This window comes from Pseudomonas sp. Q11 (genome assembly GCF_024494355.1).
In the GTDB taxonomy this organism is placed as follows: domain Bacteria; phylum Pseudomonadota; class Gammaproteobacteria; order Pseudomonadales; family Pseudomonadaceae; genus Aquipseudomonas; species Aquipseudomonas hefeiensis.
Genome location: NZ_JAKNQY010000008.1, coordinates 76468 through 101464 on the forward strand (window position 1 = coordinate 76468; position 24997 = coordinate 101464).

The 24997-nt window shown below is 62.2% G+C and carries 19 protein-coding genes; 11 read left to right on the top strand and 8 right to left on the bottom strand.

Annotated elements, in window-relative coordinates; translation table 11 throughout:
* Nucleotides 1-26: 26 nt before the first annotated feature.
* Nucleotides 27-2441 carry a glucose/quinate/shikimate family membrane-bound PQQ-dependent dehydrogenase gene (locus MA884_RS11050; RefSeq protein WP_256230550.1) on the bottom strand — a complete coding sequence of 805 codons (2415 nt, stop codon included), beginning with the start codon at nucleotides 2439-2441 and terminating at the stop codon, nucleotides 27-29.
* Nucleotides 2442-2659: 218 nt separating this feature from the next.
* Entirely contained in the window at nucleotides 2660-4042 is a 1383-nt protein-coding gene (locus MA884_RS11055) for a carbohydrate porin (RefSeq protein WP_256230551.1), read from the bottom strand.
* A 266-nt stretch (nucleotides 4043-4308) separates the two neighbouring features.
* On the opposite strand from MA884_RS11055, the gene MA884_RS11060 reads away from it, so the two are divergent.
* Both MA884_RS11060 and MA884_RS11065 read left to right on the top strand, forming a co-directional pair.
* A complete protein-coding gene (locus tag MA884_RS11060; RefSeq protein ID WP_186652433.1) occupies nucleotides 4309-4539 on the top strand; it encodes a VF530 family DNA-binding protein in 231 nt (76 codons plus the stop codon).
* Between the two features lie 48 nt (nucleotides 4540-4587).
* Nucleotides 4588-5190, top strand: a complete 603-nt coding sequence (locus tag MA884_RS11065; protein WP_256230649.1) for a Pr6Pr family membrane protein — start codon at nucleotides 4588-4590, stop codon at nucleotides 5188-5190.
* A 214-nt stretch (nucleotides 5191-5404) separates the two neighbouring features.
* Here MA884_RS11065 and MA884_RS11070 read toward each other — a convergent pair whose 3' ends face one another.
* Genes MA884_RS11070 through MA884_RS11080 form a run of 3 tightly spaced genes read right to left on the bottom strand, consistent with a single transcriptional unit; the run spans nucleotide 5405 to nucleotide 6751 of the window.
* Nucleotides 5405-5614 (bottom strand): DUF1289 domain-containing protein, encoded by a 210-nt coding sequence (locus MA884_RS11070; protein ID WP_214917479.1) that lies wholly within the window; start codon nucleotides 5612-5614, stop codon nucleotides 5405-5407.
* Entirely contained in the window at nucleotides 5611-6135 is a 525-nt protein-coding gene (locus MA884_RS11075) for a gamma carbonic anhydrase family protein (RefSeq protein WP_256230552.1), read from the bottom strand. The genes MA884_RS11070 and MA884_RS11075 overlap by 4 nt, the downstream gene beginning before the upstream one ends.
* A gap of 16 nt (nucleotides 6136-6151) precedes the next feature.
* Complete coding sequence (locus MA884_RS11080) at nucleotides 6152-6751, bottom strand: CoA pyrophosphatase (RefSeq protein WP_256230553.1); 600 nt, start codon at nucleotides 6749-6751, stop codon at nucleotides 6152-6154.
* A 146-nt stretch (nucleotides 6752-6897) separates the two neighbouring features.
* On the opposite strand from MA884_RS11080, the gene MA884_RS11085 reads away from it, so the two are divergent.
* From MA884_RS11085 to MA884_RS11095, 3 genes are all read left to right on the top strand, one after another.
* Nucleotides 6898-7449 (top strand): NUDIX hydrolase, encoded by a 552-nt coding sequence (locus MA884_RS11085; protein WP_256230554.1) that lies wholly within the window; start codon nucleotides 6898-6900, stop codon nucleotides 7447-7449.
* 40 nt (nucleotides 7450-7489) lie between these two features.
* The gene (locus MA884_RS11090; RefSeq protein WP_256230555.1) at nucleotides 7490-7996 is read left to right on the top strand and encodes a murein L,D-transpeptidase family protein; all 507 of its coding nucleotides are present in this window, start codon (nucleotides 7490-7492) and stop codon (nucleotides 7994-7996) included.
* 652 nt (nucleotides 7997-8648) lie between these two features.
* Nucleotides 8649-9437 (top strand): hypothetical protein, encoded by a 789-nt coding sequence (locus tag MA884_RS11095; protein ID WP_371134768.1) that lies wholly within the window; start codon nucleotides 8649-8651, stop codon nucleotides 9435-9437.
* Nucleotides 9438-9791: 354 nt separating this feature from the next.
* On the opposite strand, the gene MA884_RS11100 is transcribed toward MA884_RS11095, so the two are convergent.
* The gene (locus MA884_RS11100) at nucleotides 9792-10151 is read right to left on the bottom strand and encodes a DUF6124 family protein (protein WP_256230558.1); all 360 of its coding nucleotides are present in this window, start codon (nucleotides 10149-10151) and stop codon (nucleotides 9792-9794) included.
* Between the two features lie 1441 nt (nucleotides 10152-11592).
* Here MA884_RS11100 and MA884_RS11105 point away from each other — a divergent pair.
* Genes MA884_RS11105 through nagE form a run of 5 tightly spaced genes read left to right on the top strand, consistent with a single transcriptional unit; the run spans nucleotide 11593 to nucleotide 18764 of the window.
* Complete coding sequence (locus MA884_RS11105; protein WP_109754741.1) at nucleotides 11593-12324, top strand: GntR family transcriptional regulator; 732 nt, start codon at nucleotides 11593-11595, stop codon at nucleotides 12322-12324.
* 17 nt (nucleotides 12325-12341) lie between these two features.
* Complete coding sequence (nagA, locus tag MA884_RS11110) at nucleotides 12342-13448, top strand: N-acetylglucosamine-6-phosphate deacetylase (RefSeq protein WP_256230560.1); 1107 nt, start codon at nucleotides 12342-12344, stop codon at nucleotides 13446-13448.
* The gene (locus tag MA884_RS11115; RefSeq protein ID WP_256230561.1) at nucleotides 13429-14451 is read left to right on the top strand and encodes an SIS domain-containing protein; all 1023 of its coding nucleotides are present in this window, start codon (nucleotides 13429-13431) and stop codon (nucleotides 14449-14451) included. Before nagA ends, MA884_RS11115 begins: the two co-directional genes overlap by 20 nt.
* Before the next feature lie 51 nt (nucleotides 14452-14502).
* Nucleotides 14503-17016 (top strand): phosphoenolpyruvate--protein phosphotransferase, encoded by a 2514-nt coding sequence (gene ptsP, locus MA884_RS11120; protein ID WP_256230562.1) that lies wholly within the window; start codon nucleotides 14503-14505, stop codon nucleotides 17014-17016.
* Between the two features lie 32 nt (nucleotides 17017-17048).
* Nucleotides 17049-18764 (top strand): N-acetylglucosamine-specific PTS transporter subunit IIBC, encoded by a 1716-nt coding sequence (gene nagE / locus MA884_RS11125; protein ID WP_256230563.1) that lies wholly within the window; start codon nucleotides 17049-17051, stop codon nucleotides 18762-18764.
* A gap of 220 nt (nucleotides 18765-18984) precedes the next feature.
* On the opposite strand, the gene MA884_RS11130 is transcribed toward nagE, so the two are convergent.
* Nucleotides 18985-19296: a YqfO family protein gene (locus MA884_RS11130; RefSeq protein ID WP_256230564.1), complete on the bottom strand. Its 312-nt coding sequence runs from the start codon at nucleotides 19294-19296 to the stop codon at nucleotides 18985-18987.
* Nucleotides 19297-19300: 4 nt separating this feature from the next.
* Nucleotides 19301-23197 carry a phosphoribosylformylglycinamidine synthase gene (purL, locus tag MA884_RS11135; RefSeq protein WP_256230565.1) on the bottom strand — a complete coding sequence of 1299 codons (3897 nt, stop codon included), beginning with the start codon at nucleotides 23195-23197 and terminating at the stop codon, nucleotides 19301-19303.
* Between the two features lie 287 nt (nucleotides 23198-23484).
* Here purL and mltF point away from each other — a divergent pair, with 287 nt between their 5' ends.
* Complete coding sequence (gene mltF, locus MA884_RS11140; RefSeq protein WP_256230567.1) at nucleotides 23485-24945, top strand: membrane-bound lytic murein transglycosylase MltF; 1461 nt, start codon at nucleotides 23485-23487, stop codon at nucleotides 24943-24945.
* The last annotated feature ends 52 nt before the right edge of the window (nucleotides 24946-24997 follow it).

The window sequence follows — 24997 nt, forward strand, 5'->3', positions numbered from 1 at the left end:
GCCTTTTTCATGAGCGCCGGTTTTGCTTAATCCGGCAGTTTATAGGCGATCACATAGTCACCCTGCTTGGTCCCCAGGGAACCATGACCACCCGCGACGACCAGCACGTATTGCTTGCCGTCCTTGCCGGTGTAGGTCATCGGCGTGGTCTGGGCGCCCGCTGGCAGGCGGCCTTCCCACAGCTGATTGCCGTTTTTCACGTCATAGGCACGCAGGTACTGGTCAAGGGTACCGCTCAGGAACGCCAGGCCGCTGGCGGTGGTGAAGGCGCCGCCCAGGCTCGGTACGCCCATGCTCAGCGGAATCGGTACCGGTGAGCTGTCACGTACGGTGCCGTTCTTGTGCATCCACAGGGTTTCGTTGTTGGTCAGGTCGACTGCCGCCACATACCCCCAGGCCGGCGCCTGGCAGGGCAGGCCCATTGGCGAGAGCAACGCTTCGAGGATCACGCCATAGGGTGCGCCCTTGTTCGGCTGCACACCTTCGGTTTCGCTCTTGCGACCCGGACCGCCGGCCACTTCCGCCGCCGGGACCAGTTTGGATTTGAACGCCATGTAGCTGGGGTTGACGAAGGCGATCTGGCGCACCGGGTCCACCGAAATACCGCCCCAGTCAAACACGCCGAAGTTACCTGGGTATACGATCGAGCCTTGCAGCGACGGCGGCGTGAACATGCCTTCGTAGCGCAGCGACTTGAAGTCGATCCGGCACAACATCTGGTCGAATGGAGTCACGCCCCACATGTCGCGTTCTTCAAGGACCGGCGGCACGAAGTTCAAGTCGGACATCGGCTGGGTCGGTGAGGTGAAGTCGCCCTCTACCGCGCCTTGCGGCACCGGGATTTCCTTAATCGGCACGATCGGCTGACCATTGCTGCGGTCCAGCACGTAGATGCTGCCCTGCTTGGTCGATGCCAGAACAGCTGGCTTCACGCCATCGGCGGTTTTCAGGTCCATCAGGGTCGGTTGACCGCCCACGTCCATGTCCCAAAGGTCATGGTGGGTGAACTGGAAGTACCAGCGCACCTTGCCGGTGGCGATGTCCAGCGCGGTCAGGCCGGCGGCGTATTTTTCCGATTCCGGGGTACGGAAACCACCGAACTGGTCGGGCGTCTGGTTACCCATCGGCAAGTAGAGCATGCCGAGTTTTTCATCGACGGCGAACATGGACCACATGTTCGGCGAGTTGCGGGTGTAGGTCTGGCCTTCGGCAATCGGCGTGGTGTCGTCCGGGTTGCCGCTGTCCCAGTTCCACACAAGCTCACCGGTGTGCACGTCGTAGGCACGGATAACACCGCTTGGCTCGTCGGTGGAGACGTTATCGGTGACGTGGCCACCGATCACCACCAGGTTCTGCGTGACCGCCGGTGGCGAGGTGGAGTAGTAACCACCGGCCGTGAAGCCGCCGATGTTGGCGGTCAGGTCGACCTGGCCGTTATCACCGAAGTCTTCACACATCTTGCCGGTGTCGGCGTTCAGCGCGATCAGGCGCGTGTCGGCGGTCGGCAGGAAGATCCGGCGCGGGCACACGGTGCTCGCCGGCGTGGTGCTGGCCGCGCCGGTCGGGCTCTGCTCGGCGGAGGCGTACACCGCGTCATCGTGGTAGGTCACGCCACGGCAGGTCATGTGGGCCCAACCCTTGAAGTTTTCCGCTTTCTGCGTGGAAAGCTTCGGATCGAATCGCCAGATTTCCTTGCCGGTTTCAGGCTCCAGGGCAATCACCTGACTGTGGGGCGTGCACACGTAGAGCATGCCGTTGACCTTCAGCGGTGTGTTTTCCGCCGTGGTCTCGCCCGGGTCATTCGGCCCTGGCAGGTCGCCGGTGCGATAACTCCAGGCTTCCTTCAGCTTGCTGACGTTCTCGGGGGTGATCTGCGCCAGGGGCGAATAACGGTCACCATGGGCACTGCGGCCGTAGGAGTTCCAATCCCCGTCAGGCATCGCCGGTGCGGTGTTGGTCATGCCTGGCACGCTGTCGCGGTCCAGTTGGCCCTTGATCTCACCCGGGTTGGTGAACTGGCTGGCGAGCGCGGTGATACCGGCAATGACTACGGCGGCGCCCAAGGCACGGGTGCCCATGGGCGAAGCGTCGGGGGTCAACAGCGGACGGCGGAACCACGGCAGCAACATGACGATGCCCAAGGCAAACAGCATTGCCAGGCGCGGCACCAGTTGCCACCAATCCAGGCCCACTTCCCACAGCGCCCACACGGTGCTGGCGAACAGCACCAGCGCGTACAGGCCCAGGGCCGCGCGACGGGCCATGATCAGCAGCACGCCGGTCAGCGCCAGGCCGATACCGGCCAACAGGTAATACAGCGAGCCGCCAAGCGTGCTCAGCTTGATTCCTCCCGCCAACAGGGCCAGGCCCATCAATAGAAGCAGAATGCCGAGCAGGCTCGGTAGCAGACGGCTTCGACTCATAGCACCCTCAGTGCTCATAGTGTGATTCTCCGTGAGGTTTTAAGGAGTCCCGCGCAAGTAGTCACTGTAGATGACGATCTGATACGGGCTTGGTTCAGTTGAAAAAGGTATTCGGCTCGTGCGATTTCTCTGTGGGAGCGAGCCTGCTCGCGAAAGCGGAATGACAGTCGACATCGATTTGGATGTGCCATCGCCATCGCGAGCAGGCTCGCTCCCACGGGCTTTGTGGCACCTGACTAGAACGACGACTGAATCTTGATCCCGCCAATCAGCGCGTCATCGACCTTGTCCACGCCGCCCGGATGGCGGATGTACTGCAGGTTCGGGCGCATGGTCAGCCAGTTCGTCACGTGAACGCCGTAATACAACTCGGCGCTGTACTCGGTGTCCTGGGGGGGCAAAAAGGCCGGATTGTCGTAATCCCGGATGGCGCGGGCCTGGTTGGTGGCCTCGGCGTTCTTGCGGTAAGCCGGGTTGACGTGAACCCGGGCCAGGGCAAAACCGATGTCATCCCTGGCGCGGGCGTCGAACAGCCCCTTGTAGACGAGACCGGCCTGGACATAGTGGTCGATGGCGTTGGTTTTCTTGTCGTGCATCGTGGCATCGGCAAACACACTCAGCCCACGGGAATGGTCACTGGCGACGCTGGTCAGTTGCTGTTGCGCCCCCAGCCAGACGCCATGCTTGCTCGACGCGCTGCGATAAGCCTCGCCGCTCAGGGCGGCCGGCTGGCCGTTGCGATCCTTGTAGGCATCGGTGGCGTTGGCACTGCTGTAGTAATAACCGGCACGGTATTCGCCCGGCAGGCCATTGAGCTTGGGCGACCACACCAGCTCCACCGGCACTACGGCGCCCTGGGTGCCGCTGCCGCTGAGCTTGAAGCCGTTGCCGGTTTCCAGGTTCGACGGGTTCTGTTCATAGGCCCCGATCTGGACGTACAGCTCAGGCGTGAGGTGATACTTGACCCGCAGCGCCCATTGGCTGACCGGCCAGTTGTACCAGATGCCGCCCACCCAGTTGCCCACTTGCGAGCCGCAGAACGCCAGGTTCTGGAAGTCGCAGGGAAAGCTGTTGAAATCCTCGCCCTCACCGAAACGGCCGGCCTTGATATCGAGCCGGTCATCGAAAAATGCCTGCTGATACCACATCTGCGTCAGCCGCCAGGTCTGGCCACGGCCCCAGACTTCCTGGGCGGAAGTGAAACCGCCAACACGCGGGTCGTTGATCCGGTCGTTGCTGATGTTATTGCCGCTGCGCTCGGTGACCGTCAGTTGAAACTCGGCGGCGTGCCAACCGAGGATTTTCTGCAGGTCCAGGTGCGTGCCCAAGGCGAGTTGGTCACTGTAACGAGCGGTGCGGTCATGGTCGTAGCCGCCGTGCAGGTTGCTGCCCATTTCGCCGGTGTAATCGAACTTGAAGTCGTAGCCTTTTTCCGCGAGTTCGCTTCGCGTGCCATTCCAGTCACCCAGCATCCAGGGCGAGTCGCTGTCGAACGCGGGAGCGGCCTGAGCGCCGGTGGCAATGCCCAAGGCGCCGAAGCAGGCCATCAGGCGAAGGGTTTTCCTGGCGGCAATACGGCGCCGGACAGCGCTGTCTCGCAGAGTCTGAACATCGAACATAGAGGAGGAATTCTTGATCTTTTTTTGGGGGATTCACTGAACGCCGAGGCTTTGGCACGGCAGAAGAAGCGTTTCAGCTGGCGGCGCAAGGATAATGTTCTGTTACAAATAGAGAAAGAGCTTTTACTGACATGGATCATTTCGGATTCGGTAACAGTGCGCTATGCCTCCTGCGTCTCACTCCCAACGACGAAGGCTATGCTTCCACCACGCGGGCACCTCGGCTAAGGTGCGCGGCTTTACACCTCTTTGCGCGAAGGCCTCCCATGACCGAACCCAATAACAACCCGCTGCACGGCGTGACACTGGAGCAGATCCTCAACGCCCTGGTGCAGCACTACGAATGGTCGGGTCTGGCCGAGCACATCGACATTCGTTGCTTCAAGAGCGACCCGAGCATCAAGTCGAGCCTGACCTTTTTGCGCAAGACGCCGTGGGCGCGGGAGAAAGTCGAGCGGCTGTACATCAAGCTGATGCGCACCAAACGACCGGTCTGAGCCGTGGACATTGAGATCCGCCGGCGCCCCGCGCTGCGACAGTGCTTCATGTCAGTGGCGGCACTGCTGGGCTGGGCGGGGTTGAGCATCCAGTTGTACCTGATCCTGCTCGGCCGCTGGGAACTGGGCGCAAGCTTGCTGGGCGGTCTGGTGAACTTTCTCAGTTTCTTCACCGTGCTGACCAACACACTGGTGGCCGTGGTGCTGACCTGGGAGCTGATCCACCGAGAATCAGCGGCCCGGCACTGGTTCTTGCAGCCGGGGGTCAGCAGCGGCATTACCGTGAGCATCGCCCTCGTCGGCCTGGCCTACAACCTGCTGCTGCGACATCTGTGGCAGCCCGAAGGCTGGCAATTTGTGGCCGACGAATTGCTGCACGACGTCATGCCGTTGCTGTTCATTACCTACTGGTGGTTCTGCGTGCCCAAGGGCACCTTGCGCATGAAGCACATCGGGCTGTGGATGATTTACCCGGTGGTGTACTTCGCGTGGCTCCTGCTGCGGGGGGAATTACTGGCGACGTACCCCTACCCTTTCATCGACGTGGCGAACCTGGGTTATCCACAGGTGTTGATCAATGCCGCAGGGATATTGGCAGGGTTTGTCGCGATTGCGCTGGGGGTGGTGGGTTTGGATCGGTGGCGCCGCTGAAATAAAGGTTTTTGGGAGCAATTTCTGTGGAATCCACGCCTGTGGGAGCCCAGCCTGTGGGAGCAAGGCTGTGGGAGCAAGGCTTGCCCGCGATGAACGTTCATGCGGTCCATCTGGAGACCTGGGTGCCTGCATCGCGAGCAAGCTTTGCTCCCACAGGTGTGGGCTCCTTCAGGTATGTGCTCCTTCAGGGTTTTGTATTCACACACGGGTATCAGCGCCTCACCGGCAACATCCACACCAATCCACTGGCCTTGGCCCTTTCATGACACAACGCCAGAACCCCGCGTCGTTCGTCATTGTCCATCCGGCTCCACCGGGTGATTTCCGCCACGGTGCGCTGGCAGCCGGTGCAGATGTCGTCATCGTCCAGCGCGCAGATGTTCACGCAGGGCGAAGGAACCGGGCGTTCGGGCGGGTTCATTGCTCTTGCTCAGCCAGGTCGCGGGCGTAGCGCTGCGCGTTGTGGACGTAGTGCGCCGCGCTGGCCTCGAGCATTTTCTTCTGGGCCTCGGTCAATTCCCGCACGACCTTGCCGGGTGAACCCATCACCAGCGAACCGTCAGGGATCTCCTTGCCTTCGCCGATCAGCGAGTTCGCGCCGATGATGCAATTCCTGCCGATCTTCGCGCCGTTGAGGATCACCGCATTGATGCCGATAAGGCTGTAGTCCCCCACCGTGCAACCATGAAGCATGGCGTTATGGCCGATGGTCACGCCGGTGCCGATGGTCAGCGGGAAGCCCATGTCGGTGTGCATCACCGTGCCGTCCTGCACGTTGCTGTTTTTGCCGATCAGGATCAGTTCATTATCGCCACGCAGCACGGCGTTGAACCAGACATTGGCGCCTTCTTCGAGGCGAACCTTGCCCACCAGTGTGGCGTTGGGCGCGACCCAGCTCTGTGGGTGGGTTTCGACACGGGCATCACCCAGGCGGTATTTCATGAGGATCCTCGAGGCTTCAGGTATTGATGAAAGTCTTGGGCGGTGTGTACAGGTCAATGCCGGCGTCGAACATCAGGTTGACCAGCTCGACGACCATGATCGCCGTCAGACCCCAGATCTTGTATTCGCCAAACCGATAGCTGGGCACGTACCAACTGCGGCCCTGGTAATCGATGCGGTGCGTGTGTTCGCGCGGGTCCTTGCGGAAAAACTCCAGCGGCACGCTGAACACCGCCGCGATCTCGGCATCGTTGGCCCGGTATTCGACGTAATCCGGAATCACCCCGACATAGGGCGTGACCTTGATACCGTGCAACGAAATCAAAGGGCTGAGGGGACCGATCACTTCCACCAGACCCGGGGGCAGGCCGATTTCTTCTTCGGCTTCGCGCAGGGCGGTGAAGATCAGGTCCGGATCTTCCGGGTCACGCCGCCCGCCAGGAAACGCCACCTCGCCGCCATGGGTCGAGAGCCCGCTGGCGCGCAGGGTCAGGACCAGTTCCGGTTCGTCACTGCGGGTAATCGGCACCAGCACCGCCGCTTCAGGGAAACGTCGGTCAGTCTCCAGATCACGTGGGGTATGGTTGCTTACTCGATGCAGTAGCTCGTCCAGCATGAGACTTCTCGATTTATTCGCTACCTTGCATCATGCACCAATCAGGCAAGCCGCCCAACCCCCGCACTGCGTCGTGTCGCGAAACGACAACTTGCCGACAACCGCCCGCAGACGCCAAGATAGGCGCAGCATTCAGGAACCCAAGCATGAAATTCTGCAGCCAGTGCGGTAACCCGGTGACCCAGCGCATACCCGAAGGCGACTCGCGCCTGCGTTTTGTCTGCGACACCTGCCACACCATCCACTACCAGAACCCCAACATCGTGGCCGGTTGCGTACCGACCTGGGGCAGTAAAGTGTTGCTGTGCCGGCGCGCCATCGAGCCCCGGCGCGGCTACTGGACGCTGCCGGCGGGGTTCATGGAAAACGGCGAAACCGTCGAGCAGGCCGCCGTGCGCGAGACCGCCGAAGAAGCCTGCGCCCGCGTGCGCAACCTGAGCATTTATACGTTGATCGATGTTCCGCATATCAGCCAGGTGCACGTATTCTTCCGCGCCGAACTGGTGGACGAGGATTTCGCCGCCGGGCCCGAGAGCCTGGAAGTGAAACTGTTCGACGAAGCGGAGATTCCCTGGGACGAGCTGGCTTTCCGCACGGTGGGCCGTACCCTAGAATACTTCTATGCTGACCGGCGAGCCGAGGACTACCCGGTGCGATCCGAATCGATCCCGCCGCTGGCCCAGCCTGCCAATACATAAAAACCCATATAGCCGCGACACCTCTAGGGATATCGTTTCAATGCGCTGGTTGCTTTTGCTGTTCTGCTTGTCGTTCGCCGCTGTGTCCCAGGCTTCTGCGGTGGGAACCTACAATGGCAAGGCCATCGAAAAAGTGCTGGTGCTCAAGTCCGCCCATCAATTGCAATTGATCAACGACGGCAAGCCGCTCAAGACCTATCGCATCTCCCTGGGCAAGGGCGCCAAGAAAGGCCCCAAGCTGATAGAAGGTGACAAGCGCACCCCCGAAGGTTTTTATTGGCTGGACTGGCGCAAGACCAGCGACCGCTTCTACCTGTCGATGCACATTTCCTACCCCAACATCAGCGACGCCGCCCGCGCCCGCCGCGAAGGCGTGGAACCTGGGGGCATGATCATGATCCACGGCACGCCTGATTCGGAAGAAAACCCTGAGCAGTTGTTCCATACGCTGGACTGGACCGACGGCTGCATTGCCATGCGCAATGTGGACATGCGCGAAGTCTGGAACCTGGTGCCCGATGGGACGATGATCGAAATTCGGCCGTAGCACCCTCTTCTTGCGGCGAGGCGCTTCTGTGGCGAGGGAGCTTGCTCCCGCTGGGTTGCGAAGCAACCCCAAAGCAGGCGACTCAATTTGCCTGACACACCGCATTTGTCAGATCTCAGGGCCGCTTCGCAGCCCAGCGGGAGCAAGCTCCCTCGCCACAGGGAACGGTGTCGATCAGCCTTTTGTTACAAGTCCAGGCACCGCAACGCAATCCCCTCCCCCAGCCTTGATCTACCCTCAAAACCGATGCGGTGGCTCGGATCGCTCAGCCCCGCAGAATCCATAGTGAGACATGTCACGTCGAAGCATAGGCAGTCATGACGTATGTGATTCGACAGGGCTTCACCGTTCAAAGATAAGGCATCAAATCATGACAACCCATAACAACTTCATACGGGTGACTGCTGTCGCGGCAGTGGTGTTCGCAGGTGTGTGGCAACCGGGCGCCGACGCGTGGGGGGCTGCTGGAAAAGAGGAACCGTGGTACACCGCCTGGCTTCAGGTCACGGCGGATCCAAGCGTGGATATCCGCAAGACCACGCCCTCGTTGCGCTGGCGTACCGACATGGACACGCTCTACCGGGGCGATACGACGGGTCAGGGCCTCAGTGCCTTCGCGCAGGGGCTGCTGCCCAAAGCCGATGGCACTCCCGTGGAGCAATGGGGGTACGACTGGATCACCCACGCGAGCGGGAGCGCAGGGACGGTTTTCAGCAGCGCAACGCGCAATCAGCTCGTCGCCCAGCACTACGCCAGCGAGTGGGTGTACGAGTTCAGCGCCCCCCACGGAATCGATCAGGTGCAATCGGGGGGGCCCTTTCCCGGTGAGGAGGAAATCAGCTACCCGGGCGGGGTCAAGGCGCACTTTATCAAGCAGGCCTGCAAGGCACACAATCTTGCCGATTGCAGGACGAACCCAAACTACCGTGAACCCACCGGCCAGGAGACGATGCGGGAGGTCGCGGTGATGGCCATCGACTGGAACCGGCTGACGCCTCGAGAGGGTTTGCCATGGGTAAAGTCCCGGCAATCCCTTTGGGCAGTCGGCTCTACGAAGATCAACCCTGTACAGGGCGCGGATGCGCTTACCGATGGGTTACGAGGCTGGAACTCTTTGCCACCGAACTTGAGATTCGCGATGTATCAGGAGGACCCTCTGGCGCAATCGATTGTTGTGGCATTTCGTGACTACAGCGAAGCCAAGCTCTGGGCCACCCAGGAAGCCTCGAACGGCGGCTGGGTCTATGAAGTCAGGCCCAACAGCGTGGCGGTGGATTTGTCGGTGCGCAACGCTGGTTCGCGCGAAGGCGCGTTCGCGTTCATCGGCGGTATCAAGGGAGGCCTGTTGATGAATGCCCGTCGTTTCGAGAAAGGTGTGAGTGAACCGGTCGAGTGCATTGGCATAGAAAAGGAAGTTTGCCGTCGCGAGAACATCCATTAATAGTTTTCCAGCCTCGCCGTACAGGCAGGTGGGTTGATGCTGTTGACTCAAGGCTCGTGTGAACCATTGTGGCGAGGGAGCTTGCTCCCGCTGGGTTGCGCAGCAACCCCAAAGCAGGCAACTCAATCTGCCTGACACGCCGGATTGTCGGGTTTTAGGGCTGCTTCGCAACCCAGCGGGAGCAAGCTCCCTCGCCACAGGATCGGCGTTTCACCGGAATTTTTGTGTTCGTCTTACGATTTATCGCGAGCAGGCTCGCTCCCACAGTGGATGTGTGTTGTTCACAGAACTTGTGGTCGACACCGGCCTCTGTGGGAGCAAAGCTTGCTCGCGATGAGGCCGGGGCTTACTGCATCAAGTCCGAAGCTCAACCCGGTCCAAGGCCTTGTTCGCCAACAATGCCCCCAGCTCGATCATCTGTGCCACCCCCAACGCCACATGCCGCCGCGAGCCTTCCAGGCCAAACGCCAGGTCGCTGAGCATCGCATTGGCCGAGGCCAGGGTTTCGCTGAGGTTGGCTAGCAGGGCTTCGGTGTCAACGTTGTCCGATACGGTGAACAGCTGCACAGAGGGTTGGGGTTCTGGTTCGCTGTCGTCGGGCTTGAGGTAATGGTCCATCGCGCGGTCGGCGGCTTCTTTCAGCTTGTCGGGGGCGTAGTCGCCGTAGGGGAAGGTGGAGGCGGGTTTTGGAGGGTTGGGGGTTTCTTTGATCATTTTGAGCTCCTGATTCAATGGAGCCACCACTCTTCGCGGTCAAACAAAAAGGGCAGCTGTACGCGGGTTGACCGACCGGGAATCAAGGCAAACCGGCACGTCCGAAGACGTCCCACGCACAGCTGCCGCGACACGATACCTCAGACGAAAGAAAAACGCCTGAACTAGGTCTTGGAACACTGGCGCGTCTAGATTCTCGGACGGTCAAATCCGGTCGCTGAATTGGCAGCGACACCCAAAGGCTAGAGCCCTCGGTTCCGAGGGACAACCTTAAAAACTTGTCGGAAACTTCGGGACGTCTGACAGACAATCCATCTGATCAGGAATGTTTCGCACAAATTTGCAGGTAGACTTTTTTGAATTGAATTGGGGTCCATATCCATTGCTGCGGTAACGGCGGCTTAGGGTTCCGCCCTTACGGCGGCTCACTTTTGAAAAGCCCGGAAGCCGGCCCAGTCAAAAGTAAGCAAAACGCTTCTGCCCCACCACTTGGCACCTCGCCTAGGCTCGGTGGCCTGAACGAAGGCATCGTGGTTAACGGGGCGCCCGAGATCAACGTCCACCGCGAGGCGGCCTGATAGCCGACCTGGTTCTTGGTGAGACCGCGTTTTTCCTGTGGGAGCGAGCCTGCTCGCGATGAGGCCGGCACTCATTGCATCAAGCTATCCACGGTCCTGTGGTGAGGGGATTTATCCCCGTTGGGTTGCGCAGCAGCCCCCTGGGCAGGTAACTCAATTTGCCTGATGCAACCGGGTTGTCCGGTTTGGGGCCGCTCCGCGTCCCAGCGGGGATAAATCCCCTCGCCACAAAGGGCTCTGTGTTTCATTGGTATTTTTTATTCGCCTTCCGATTTTTCGCGAGCAGGCTCGCTCCCACATTGGTTTTTCAGCAGCCACAACACTCATATACGCCGCTCCCACAGGGGAAACGCGTTTGACCTGAAACCAGGCCGGCTGTCAGGCCGCCTCGCGGTGGACGTTGATCTCGGGCGCCCCGTTAACCACGATGTCTTAGTTCAGGCATGCCGAGCCTAAGCGAGGCACAGAGTGGTGGGGCAAAAGCGCTTTGGTTACTTTTGACTGGGCCGGCTTCCGGGCTTCTCAAAAGTGAGCCGCTGTAAAAGCGGAACCCTAAGTAGCCGTTACCGCAGAAACGGATACACACACAATCCACCCCACCGCCGCTCACCACAAAAATAAATATCAAATTTCAAAACCCGCCCTTCATGCATACCACTGACCTTTAAAAACCCCAGCCCAACGCTGCAATTCAACGCCACATCACCACCACCCTAATACCACTTAAAGAACACCCACTAGAAACACCGAGAAAACACTAGCAAACCCTGCAGAGGCAGCGTTGACATGGTATTCAAGTGGTATTAGCTTCAGTCGCAATTCACCGAGCGACAACGCCCACAAAAACCGCATCGGATAAACAAATGAACGACATCCTGACCCTGCGCCCCGACGACACCCAACCCACCCCGCTCTACCTGCAACTGGCCCGCAACCTGGAAGCCGCCATCCACGCTGGCCAGTGGAAAGCCGAACAAGCGATGCCCTCCGAGCGCAGCTTGAGCGAGCAATTGGGCATTTCCCGGGTCACCGCCCGCAAGGCACTGGAAGTGCTGTTCGAACAAGGCCTGATCCGCCGCAACCAAGGCTCGGGAACGTTCATAACCCCGCGCCTGGAACAGCCGCTCTCGCGCCTCAGTGGGTTCAGCGAAATGCTCCGGCTCAAAGGCTTCGTGCCCGGGTCCCAGTGGCTGGAGCGGGAGATCACCCCGCCGACCCACGAAGAACTGATTCGCCTGGGCCTGTCGCCCACTGACAAAGTCGCCCGGCTCAAACGGCTGCGCAAGGCCGACGACACGGTCATGGCCATCGAGATGAGCACCCTGCCCGCGTCGATCATTCCCAAGCCACAAGCGGTGGGCGATTCGCTTTATGAATTCCTCGACGGCATTGGCAAACCGGTGGTGCGCGCCCTGCAACACATCCAGGCCATCAACGCCTCGGACGAGTTCGCCGCCCTGGTGGGCATTGCCCCCGGCACCGCAATGTTGCTGATGACGCGGGTTGGCTACCTGGAAGACAACACGCCCATCGAAGTCACCGACACCTATTGCCGCAACGACTACTACGACTTTGTCGCAGAGCTGCGGCGCTAGACGATCAGAGAATCCCCATGTCCGAAGACAACATCCTCACCGCCAACGGCTGGATACGCGGCCGCCTGCTTCATGAACACGGCAAGGTCGTGTCCATCGAAGGACAGCCCTGCGACCCGGCGAGCAATGACCTGCCCTACCTGCTGCCCGGCTTCATCGACCTGCATGTGCACGGTGGTGGCGGCAAGGACATCATGGAAGGCGCGCTGGCGTTCGAAACCATTGCCCGCACCCATGTGCGCTTCGGCACCACGGCGCTGCTCGGCACTACCATGACGGCGCCGAGCGAAGAAATCGCCAGCGTGCTCAAGGCCCTCGGTGAATTCTGCGAACAGCGGTCCAGCGGCAGTGCGCGGGTGCTGGGGGTGCATTTGGAAGGCCCCTATATCAACCCCGGCAAACTCGGCGCCCAACCGAATTTCGCCCACACCGCGCTGATGGCCGAAGTCGAGACCTACCTGGCGCTGGCACCGATCCGGGTGATCACCATCGCGCCGGAGATCGCCGGCCACGATGCCTTGATTCGCGCGCTCAGCGCCCGGGGCGTGCGCATGCAGATCGGCCATACCCTGGGCAGCTACGAAGAAGGCGTCGCGGCACTGGCCGCCGGGGCCAGCAGTTTTACCCATTTGTATAACGCCATGAGCCCGCTGCATCACCGCGAACCGGGCATCGTCGGCGCGGCGCTGGCCCATGCGCGATATGCCGAGCTGATCCCGGATCTGCTGCACGTGCACCCCGGCGCCATGCGCGTGGCCCTGCGTGCGATCCCGTGCCTGTACTGCGTGACCGATTCCACCGCCGCCGCCGGCATGCCCGATGGCGAATACAAGCTGGGCAGCCACACCGTGACCAAATGCCTGGGCGGTGTGCGCCTGGCCGACGGCACGCTGGCCGGCAGCACCCTGACGATGGACCAGGCTCTGCGCAACCTGGTGAAAATCGGCCTGTCCATCAGCGAAGCCTCGCAACGCCTGTCGCAATTCCCCGCCGACTACCTCGACCTGCCCGAGCGTGGACGCCTGCAACCCGGCGCCTGGGCCGACTGCGTGCGCCTTGACCGTGCCCTGAACCTGACCGACGTGATGGTCGAAGGAGAAGCCATTGACTTCCAAAATGCTTGAAGAGGCCCTGAGCTCGTGCGACGCCGTCGAGCGCCAGCTGCAGCGATTGGACCCCGCCTTACAGGAAATTGCCGGGCGCCTGCGTCGTCAGCCGCCACAAGTGGCCATGACCGTGGCCCGTGGCAGCTCCGACCACGCCGCCAGCTACTTTGCCTACCTGACCATGCAACAACTGGGTTTGCCGGTGGCCTCGTTGCCGATGTCGGTGGTGACCATGCAGCAGGCGCCATTGAAGGTCAGCGGCCAGGTGGCGTTCGCGTTCTCCCAATCGGGGCAGAGCCCCGACCTGGTGAACAGCCTGCGCCTGTTGCGCAAGCGTGGCGCGTTGAGTGTGGCGATGGTCAACGCAGAAGATTCTCCGCTGGAGGCGGCCTGTGAATTCAGCGTGCCCTTGTGCGCCGGCATCGAAAGCAGTGTCGCCGCCACCAAGAGTTTCATTGCCACCCTCAGCGCCAGTGCGCGACTGGTGGCTCATTGGAAAGAAGACGCCGAACTGATGGACGCCGGCAATGCCCTGCCCGAAGGCTTGCGCGATGCCGCCCGACAGGATTGGAGCGCCGCCGTCGAGGCCCTGCGTGATTGTCAGCGCTTGATGGTCATCGGCCGTGGTGCCGCGTTCGCCATCGCCCAGGAAGCGGCGCTCAAATTCAAGGAAACCTCGGCGATCCAGGCCGAAGCCTTCAGCAGCGCCGAGGTCCGCCACGGGCCGATGGCGTTGATCGACGAGCACTATCCGCTGCTGGTGTTCGCCCCGCGCGGCGCCGAGCAGGCCGGTGTGTTGAGCCTGGCCGCCGACATGCGCCAGCGCGGCGCCCGGGTGCTGCTGGCCGCGCCCGATGACATCGCCGAGCGCGACCTGACACTGACCCGCGCCGAACACCCGGCCCTGGACCCGATCCTGGCGATCCAGAGCTTTTACCGGATGGCCGCCAGCCTGGCCGAGGCCCGAGGCCTGGACCCGGACCAACCACGGTACTTGAGCAAGGTCACCCGGACCCACTGAACCGACGGTCCGTTAACGCAAGGCCAACGAGACTTCAAAGAGAGCGAGCCCATGTCTAACAACAATAAAGAGCTGACCCTCAGCGCCCCGCTCAGCGGGCCGGTGCTCACCCTCGCCAACGTCCCGGACGCGGTGTTCGCCAGTGGCGCCATGGGTGACGGGATCGCCATCGACCCGCTGAACGACACCCTCTACGCGCCCTGCGCCGGCGAAGTGATCCACGTCGCTCGCACCGGCCATGCCGTGACCCTGCGGGCCGACAACGGCGCCGAGGTGCTGCTGCACCTGGGACTGGACACCGTCGAGCTGCAGGGCGAGGGGTTTTCCATGCTGGTCAAGGAAGGCGCGCGGGTCAGCAACGGCCAGCCGCTGCTGCGCTACGACCTGGACAAGGTGGCGCGACGCTGCAAAAGCCTGGTCAGCCTGCTGGTCATCACCAATGGCGAGCACTTCCAGGCACGGCCTATCACCCTCAAAGGAGTAAAGGTCGGCGAGCCGCTGCTGCAGATCGTTGCCAAAGTCCCAAGCGGCCAAGAAGACAACGATCAGGACAGCGGCAGCGAAGTCTTCGGCCAGGTGCGCATCGCCCATCGCGGCGGCCTGCATGCCCGGCCGGCCGCGCTGATTCGTCAGACCGCCCAGGGTTTCAAGAGCCGCTCGCACCTGCACTTCCAAGGCAAATCGGCACCCTGCGACAGCGTGATGGGGATGATGGGGTTGGCCATCACCGAGCAGGATGAAGTGCACGTCAGTTGCCGTGGCAGCGATGCCGAAGCGGCGTTGCATGCCTTGCTGGCGACGTTATCCACAGCCTTGGCGGAGGACGCCCATGCCGTGACGCCGCCGATCAAAGCCCACAGCCGCAGCACCGAAGACGGTGTGCTGCATGGCGTGTGTGCCGCCCCCGGTCTGGTGGCGGGGCCGCTGGTTCGGTTGAATGGCATTCAATTGCCCGAGGACGCAGGCGGGCACGACGTCGAAGAACAACGGCAGCGACTGGGCAGTGCCTTGGCACAGGTCGGTCGCGACATCCACCTCACCCTGGAGCACGCCAGGACCCGACGCAACCGCGACGAAGAAGCGATCTTCAACGCTCATCTGGCGCTGCTGGAAGACCCGATCTTGCTGGACGCCGCTCACCTGTCCATCGATCAGGGCGGCGCCGCGACTCACGCCTGGAGCCGCTCCATCGACGTGCAATGCCAGGTGCTGCAGCAACTGGGCAGCACGCTACTGGCCGAGCGCACCAACGATTTGCGCGACCTGCGCCAGCGGGTTTTGCGGGCGCTGTTGGGTGAGGTCTGGCAATTCGACGTGCCAACGGGCGCCATCGTTGCCGTGCAAGAGCTGACCCCCTCGGATCTGCTGCAACTCAGTGCCCAGGGCGTGGCCGGCGTGTGTATGGCCGAGGGTGGGGCTACCTCCCATGTGGCGATCCTGGCCCGCGGCAAAGGCCTGCCGTGCCTGGTGGCTTTGGGCGACGCGCTGCTTACTCTGGCGCCAGGTCAATCGGTGGTGCTGGACGCTGACACCGGCCGCCTCGAATTGACACCCACCGCCGAGCGCCTGACCCAGGTGCATCAAGCACAAACCCATCGAGCAGCGCTGCGCAACCGACAACAGGCCCTCGCCCACACGCCAGCGCAAACCCTTGATCAAGTGACTGTCGAGGTCGCCGCCAATGTCGCCTCCAGCCCCGAAGCCGCCCAGGCCTTGGCAAACGGCGCCGACGGCGTTGGCTTGTTGCGCACCGAATTCCTCTTCGTCAATCGCCACACCGCCCCCGACGAAAAAGAGCAACGCCAGGCCTATCAAGCCGTGCTCGATGCCATGGGCGACAAACCAGTGATCATCCGCACCATCGATGTGGGCGGCGACAAGCAGTTGGATTACCTTCCGCTGCCGGCCGAAGCCAACCCGGTGTTAGGCCTGCGTGGCATCCGTCTGGCCCAGGTGCGGCCGGAGCTGCTGGATCAGCAACTGCTGGCCCTGCTGCAAATCCGCCCGCTGAAGCGCTGCCGGATCCTGTTGCCTATGGTGACCGAGGTCGATGAACTGCTGCACATCCGCCAGCGCCTCGATGCTCTGGGCGCGGAACTGGGTTTGGACGAACGCCCGCAGCTGGGGGTGATGATCGAAGTGCCGGCCGCCGCGCTGCTGGCCGAACAGTTGGCCGAGCACGCCGACTTCCTGTCCATCGGCACCAACGACCTGTCGCAGTACACCCTCGCCATGGACCGCGACCACGCCGGCCTCGCCACCCGGGTCGATGCCCTGCACCCGGCGCTGCTGCGGCTGATCGCCCAGACCTGTATCGGCGCGGCGAAGCATGGCCGCTGGGTCGGTGTGTGTGGAGCGCTGGCCTCGGATCCTTTGGCAACGCCAGTGCTGGTAGGGCTGGGTGTACGCGAACTGTCGGTCAGCCCGCCGCAGATTGGTGAAATCAAGGAACGCGTGCGCCAACTCGACGCCGTCAAGTGCGCTTGCCTCAGCGCCGAGCTGCTGAACCTGGGCAGTGCCGCCGCCGTGCGCCAGGCCTGTCATCAATACTGGCCCCTGGGCTGAGCCACGTCGAACAACAATAAAGGAGAGACGCCATGTACCAGCATTTCATCGAAGGGTTGCAGCGCCTCGGCCGGGCGCTGATGCTGCCGATCGCGATCCTGCCGATCGCCGGTCTGTTGCTGCGCCTGGGCGACACGGACCTGTTGAACATCGCGATCATCCACGACGCCGGCGAAGCGATTTTCGCCAACCTGCCAATGATCTTCGCCATCGGCATCGCCGTGGGTTTCGCCCGGGACAACAACGGCACGGCCGGGCTGGCCGGGGCCATCGGTTACCTGGTCATGATCGCGACGCTGAAGGTGCTCGACGCGACCATCAACATGGGCATGCTCGCCGGGATCATCAGCGGCCTGTTGGCCGGCGCGCTATACAACCGCTTCAAGGACATCAAGCTGCCGGAGTACCTGGCGTTTTTTGGCGGGCGACGCTTCGTGCCGATTGTCACTGGCTTCAGCGCCGTGGGCCTGGGCCTGGTGTTCGGCCTGATCTGGCCGCCGATCCAGCACGGCATCAACAGCTTCGGCGAGCTGCTGATGGCCAGCGGCAGCTTCGGTGCGTTCGTCTTCGGTGTATTCAATCGGTTGCTGATCGTCACCGGCCTGCACCACATCCTCAACAACATGGCCTGGTTCATCTTCGGCAGCTTTACCGACCCGACTACCGGTGCAGTGGTGACCGGGGATCTGACCCGTTATTTCGCCGGCGACCCCAAGGGCGGCCAGTTCATGACGGGCATGTTCCCGGTGATGCTCTTCGGTCTGCCTGCCGCATGCCTGGCGATGTACCGCAACGCCCTGCCCCAGCGACGCAAGGTCATGGGCGGGATCCTGTTGTCCATGGCATTGACCTCGTTTCTGACCGGTGTCACCGAACCGATCGAATTTGCCTTCATGTTCCTTGCGCCGCTGCTGTACCTGGTCCACGCACTGCTCACCGGCCTGTCGATGGCGGTGACCAACCTATTGAACATCCACCTGGGCTTTACCTTCTCCGGCGGTTTCATCGACATGGTCCTGGGCTGGGGCAAATCCACCAACGGCTGGCTGGTCGTCCCGGTGGGCCTGGCCTACGCGGCGATCTATTACCTAGTGTTCGACTTCTGCATCCGCCGCTTCGACCTGAAGACGCCGGGGCGCGAAGAGGTGCCCGTGGGCGACAAACCGGCCATCGCCGAAAACCAACGGGCCGCGGCCTACATCCAGGCCTTGGGCGGCGCTGACAACCTGATCACCCTCGGCGCCTGCACCACGCGTCTGCGACTGGACCTGGTGGATCGCAAAAAAGCGTCCGACGTCCAGCTCAAGGCCCTCGGCGCCATGGCCGTGGTTCGCCCCGGTAATGGCGGCAGCCTGCAAGTGGTGGTGGGGCCGATGGCCGACAGTATCGCCGATGAAATCCGCTTGGCGTTGCCCTCCTTCGACCGACCGGTCACTGCACCCGCGGCTGCGGTGGTTGAAGCTGCGGCACCGGCCATCGTGTCCGGTGCCGAAGCACAGCAGTGGCTGGATGCCCTGGGCGGCACTGGCAATGTGCTGCAACTCGATTGCGTGGCGATGAGCCGGTTGCGGGTGCGACTGGCCGATGGCCAAGGGTTGTCGGAAAGCCAGCTCAAGGTGCTCGGGTGCCAGGGGATTAGCCCGCTGGAGGGTGGGGTTTGGCACTTGCTGCTTGGGGAGAAAGCGCCGGGGTTGTGGCAGGCGTTGGAGGCGCTGGTGCAGAATCGTAAGATGGGCGTCAAAGCGTAGGCCTTCGTTGCCTGATAGTCCGCTATCCCTGTGGCGAGGGAGCTTGCTCCCGCTCGGTTGCGCAGCAACCGCCAAAAACGTGGGGCCGCTGCGCGGCCCAGCGGGAGCAAGCTCCCTCGCCACGGGTCCGTGTCGGTCAGCGGGAATGTTTCAGCATTAATCCCACCCAATAAAAAACCCGCTAATTCAATCAGCGGGTTTTTCATTTAAGCGGGGAAGATCAAAAATCCTCCAACCGCCACACCTCATATGCCGGCGTCTCGTAGGGATGGCTCCGCTTCAACGCAGCCACCACCACACGAATCAACTCATCAGCGACGACAAGCTCAACCTTCCACTCCTCAACCTGCTCGACCTGCCCCGCTTCGCCAATGAACGGCTGGCTGCCGTCCAAGGGGCGAAACTGGCCCAGGCCCAACACTTGCCAGGCGCAGTGGTCGTAGTCACCGATTCGCCCGCCACCGGCAGCGAATACGGCGCTTTTGACCTCGTCCACATGGCTGGTCGGGACGAAAAAGCAGAGCTTGTACACGCCCTTAGTTCACCCAGACGCGGGCGTTGCGGAACATGCGCATCCAGGGCGCGTCTTCGTTCCAGTCGTCCGAACGCCACGAGTTCTGCACCGCGCGGAATACGCGCTCCGGGTGCGGCATCATGATCGTGACGCGACCGTCGCGGCTGGTCAGGCCGGTGATCCCGCGCGGCGAGCCGTTCGGGTTAGCCGGGTAGGTTTCAGTGACCTTGCCGTGGTTGTCGACAAACCGCAGCGACACGCAACCGGACAAATCGGCTTCAAGCAGGGCTTCTTCGCTTTCGAATTCCGCATGGCCTTCGCCGTGGGCGATGGCGATCGGCATGCGCGAACCGGCCATGCCCTGCAGGAAGATCGAGTTCGACTCCTGGACCTGAACCATCGCCACGCGGGCTTCGAACTGCTCGGAACGGTTACGCACAAAGTGCGGCCAGAACTCGCTGCCCGGGATCAGCTCGTGCAGGTTGGACATCATCTGGCAACCGTTGCATACGCCGAGGGTGAAGCTGTCGGTGCGCTCGAAGAAACCCTGGAACGCGTCGCGGGCGCGGCTGTTGAACAGTGCCGACTTGGCCCAGCCTTCACCGGCACCCAGCACGTCGCCGTAGGAGAAACCGCCACAGGCGACCATGCCCTTGAAATCGTTCAGGTCGACACGGCCGGCGAGGATGTCGCTCATGTGTACGTCGATCGCGTTGAAACCGGCGCGGTCGAACGCCGCCGCCATTTCCACCTGACCGTTGACGCCCTGCTCACGCAGCACCGCCACTTGTGGGCGAATGCCTTTCTTGATGTAAGGCGCGGCCACATCGTGGTTGACGTCGTAGCTGAGCTTGGCGCTCAGGCCCGGGTTGTCCTCTTCCAGCAGCGCGTCGAATTCCTGCTCGGCGCAGTCGGCGTTGTCCCGTAGGCGCTGGATCTGGTAGCTGGTTTCAGCCCACTGGCGCTGCAACAGGCGGCGCTGGCCCTCAAAGACGGTGTCGCCGTTGAAGGTGATGTTGATGTGGGCGTTGTTGATCGGCTGGCCGATCACCGAGACGCAGTCTGCCAGGCCAGCCGCGCTGAACTGGGCGAGGATGTCCGGGGTGGCGTCCTGGCGAACCTGGATCACCGCACCCAGTTCTTCGTTGAACAGGATGGCCGGGATTTCAGCGGTGGACTCGGCAACGCTGTCGAGGGTCAAGCTCAGGCCGCAATGGCCGGCGAAAGCCATTTCCACCACGGTGGTCAGCAGGCCGCCATCGGAACGGTCGTGATAGGCCAGCAGGTGACCGTCGGCGTTGAGGCCCTGGATGACGGCGAAGAACGCCTTCAGGTCTTCGGCATCATCGACGTCCGGTGCTTGCGAACCGAGCTTGCCATGCACCTGGGCCAGGATCGAGGCCCCCATGCGGTTCTGGCCACGGCCCAGGTCGATCAGGATCAGGTCGGTGGTGCCCTTGTCCATGCGCAGTTGCGGGGTCAGGGTCTGGCGGATGTCGGTGACCGGGGCGAAACCGGTGACGATCAGCGATAGCGGCGAGGTCACGCTCTTGTCCACGCCGTCATCGTTCCAGCGCGTGGCCATGGACATGGAGTCCTTGCCCACCGGAATGGTGATGCCCAGCTCCGGGCACAGCTCCATGCCGACAGCCTTGACGGTGTCGTACAGGCGGGCGTCTTCACCCGGGTGACCGGCGGCGGACATCCAGTTGGCCGACAGCTTGATGTCGGAGATCTTGCCGATGCGCGAGGCCACGATATTGGTCAGGGTCTCGCCAATCGCCATGCGGCCCGACGCCGGAGCGTCCAGCAGCGCCAGCGGCGTGCGCTCGCCCATGGCCATGGCTTCGCCGGTGTAGACGTCGAAGCTGGTGGCGGTGACGGCAACGTCCGCTACCGGTACCTGCCACGGGCCGACCATCTGGTCACGGGCCACGAGGCCGGTGATGGTGCGGTCGCCGATGGTGATCAGGAAACTTTTGCTCGCCACGGCCGGGTGATGCAGGACGCGCTCGATGGAATCGGCGATGTCCAGGGTGGACGGGTCGAAGTCGTCGCCCAGCTCGGCTTCGCGAACAGCCGAACGGTGCATGCGCGGGGCCTTGCCCAGCAGCACTTCCAGTGGCATGTCCACCGGGCTGTTGCCGAAGTGGCTGTCGGTGACGGTCAGTTGCGGCTCGGCGGTGGCTTCACCGACCACGGCGAACGGGCAGCGCTCGCGTTCGCAAATGGCCTGGAAGCGCTCGAAGTCGGCCGGGCCGACCGCCAGGACGTAACGCTCCTGGGATTCGTTGCTCCAGATTTCGTGCGGGGCCATGCCCGGCTCGTCGTTTGGAATGTTGCGCAGTTCGAAGCGGCCACCACGGCCACCGTCGTTGACCAGTTCCGGGAAGGCATTGGACAGGCCGCCCGCACCGACGTCGTGGATGAAGCTGATGGGGTTGTGTTCACCCAACTGCCAGCAACGGTCGATGACTTCCTGGCAACGCCGTTCCATTTCCGGGTTTTCCCGCTGGACCGAGGCGAAGTCCAGGTCCGCCGAACTGGTGCCGGTGGCCATGGAGGAAGCGGCGCCGCCACCCAGGCCGATCAACATGGCCGGGCCACCGAGGACGATCAGCTTGGAGCCGACCAGGATCTCGCCTTTCTGCACGTGTTCGGCGCGGATGTTGCCCATGCCGCCGGCGAGCATGATCGGCTTGTGGTAGCCGCGCACTTCTTCACCGCGAGGGGTGGTGATGGACTGTTCGAAAGTACGGAAGTAACCGGTCAGGGCCGGACGGCCGAATTCGTTGTTGAACGCAGCGCCCCCAAGAGGACCTTCGATCATGATGTCCAGGGCGTTGACGATGCGCTCAGGCTTGCCATACGGCTTTTCCCACGGCTGTTCAAAGCCCGGAATCTGCAGGTTCGACACGGTGAAGCCAGTCAGGCCGGCCTTGGGCTTGGCGCCGCGACCGGTGGCGCCTTCGTCGCGGATCTCGCCACCGGAACCGGTGGACGCGCCCGGAAACGGGGCAATGGCGGTCGGGTGGTTGTGGGTCTCGACCTTCATCAGGATGTGCACCGGCTCCTGGACCGCACCGTACTGGCGGGTCTCAGGGTTCGGGTAGAAACGCCCGGCGACGTTGCCGACGATCACCGCGGCGTTGTCCTTGTAGGCCGACAGCACACCTTCGTTGTGCATCTGATAGGTGTTCTTGATCATGCCAAACAGGCTTTTTTCCTGGCTCTGGCCGTCAATGTCCCAACTGGCGTTGAAGATCTTGTGTCGGCAGTGTTCGGAGTTGGCCTGGGCGAACATCATCAGTTCGATGTCATGGGGGTTGCGCTTCAAGCCCTGGAAGGCGCTGACCAGGTAATCGATCTCGTCTTCGGCCAGGGCCAGGCCCAGTTCGGCGTTGGCTTTTTCCAGCGCGGCGCGGCCGCCGCCCAGCACATCGATGGCGGTCAGCGGTTTGGGCTCGGCATGGCTGAACAGGCCCGCGGCCTGCTCCAGATTGCCCAGAACGATCTGGGTCATGCGGTCATGCAGGCCCTCGGCGATCAGTTGGGCCTCGGCCTCGCTGAACTCACCGGCGACATAAAAGGCAATGCCGCGCTCCAGGCGCTGGATCTTCGCCAGGCCACAGTTGCGGGCGATGTCGCTGGCCTTGCTCGACCATGGCGAAATGGTGCCGAAACGTGGCAGCACCAGGAACAGACGACCGGTCGGCTCCTGGACGGGAACACTGGGACCGTACTTCAGAAGGCGCGCGAGCACCTGCTGTTCGTCGCCGGTCAAACCGCCGGTGACTTCGGCGAAGTGAGCGAATTCAGCATACAAGCCACTGACAGCCGGAACCTTCTGGCTCAGTTGCTCAAGGAGTTTGCTGTGGCGAAAGGCAGAAAGGGCAGGAGCGCCGCGCAGGATCAACATCTTCGGGACAGCCTCGGGAAGGGGTGTGCTTTGAGGCCGTGCATTCTAGCCTAAACCGCTGGCGACGGCACCCGAAACGGCACGTACGATGCGGGCCGAATGTCGGTCTTTGCACGGACGGCTCCCTTGGACACCCGTTTGCGTGATCGCGCAGAGATATTTTTCATCGAGGCAAAACACGGCGCACGCCGGCCCGCCTGAGTTGTGGACATGTTTTGCAACGGCTAGCAGACTGGCCTTCTGCTGTCGAGATATGGCGGCCGGGGCCGTTTGCGTATACTGCGCAGATGTTTTCCCCAACGGCTTTGCGTCCGCGATACGCCAAATGGCTGATCGCAACCGGACTCTTCCTGGTGCTCAGTGGCTGTGTTGAGAAACCCAACACACTGGAGCGCGTGAAGGAGGATGGCGTGCTGCGGGTGGTTACCCGAAACAGCCCCGCCACCTACTTCCAGGATCGCAATGGTGAAACCGGCTTCGAATACGAGCTGGTGAAGCGCTTCGCCGACGATTTGGGGGTGAAGCTGAAGATCGAGACCGCCGACAACCTCGACGACCTTTTCACCCAGTTGGGCAAGCCCAACGGCCCGGTGCTGGCCGCCGCCGGCCTGGTCAGCAGCGAAAAACGCAAGGGCCAGGTTCGGTTCTCTCGTTCCTACCTCGAAGTCACCCCGCAAATCATCTACCGCAACGGCCAGTCACGCCCCACTGACCCGGCCGCCCTGGCGGGCAAGAAGATCATGGTGCTCAAGGGCAGCACCCACGCCGAACAACTGGCACAGTTGAAACAGAAATATCCCGGCATCGAATACGAAGAATCTGACGCCGTAGAAGTCGTCGACCTGCTGCGCATGGTGGATGAAGGCCAGATCGACCTGACCCTGGTTGACTCTAACGAAGTAGCGATGAACCAGGTGTATTTCCCCAACGTGCGGGTCGCCTTCGACCTGGGCGACGCCAGCAACCAAAGCTGGGCCGTAGCCCCCGGCGAAGACAACAGCCTGCTCAATGAAATCAACGCCTATCTGGAAAAAGTGCAGAAAAACGGCACCCTGCAACGCCTGAAGGATCGCTACTACGGGCACGTGGACGTCCTGGGTTATGTCGGCGCCTACACCTTCGCCCAGCATTTGCAGCAGCGCCTGCCCAAGTACGAGAAACATTTCAAGAACTACGCCAAGGCCGAAAAGGTCGACTGGCGCCTGCTGGCGGCCATTGGTTACCAGGAATCACTGTGGCAGCCGACGGTCACGTCCAAGACCGGCGTACGCGGCCTGATGATGCTGACCCAGAACACCGCCCAGGCCATGGGGGTGTCCAATCGCCTGGATCCCAAGCAGAGCATCAGGGGCGGCGCCAAGTACCTGGCTTATATAAAGGGCCTGCTGGACGACAGCATTGAGGAGCCGGACCGTACCTGGTTCGCCCTCGCCGCTTATAACGTGGGCGGCGGTCACCTGGAAGACGCCCGCAAACTGGCGGCCAAGGAAGGGTTGAATCCGAACAAGTGGCTGGATGTGAAGAAGATCCTGCCGCGCCTTTCCCAGAAAAAGTGGTACAGCAAAACCCGTTACGGCTACGCCCGGGGCGGTGAACCGGTGCATTTCGTGGCGAACATCCGTCGCTACTACGACATCCTGACCTGGGTCACACAGCCGCAACTCGAAGGCGACCAAGTGGCCGAGGGCAACCTGCACGTGCCGGGTGTCGACAAGAGCAAGCCGAACCCCGAGGCCCCGCCGCTCTGACAGCCAGACACAACCCTTAATGTGGGATCTGGCCTGTGGGAGCAAAGCTTGC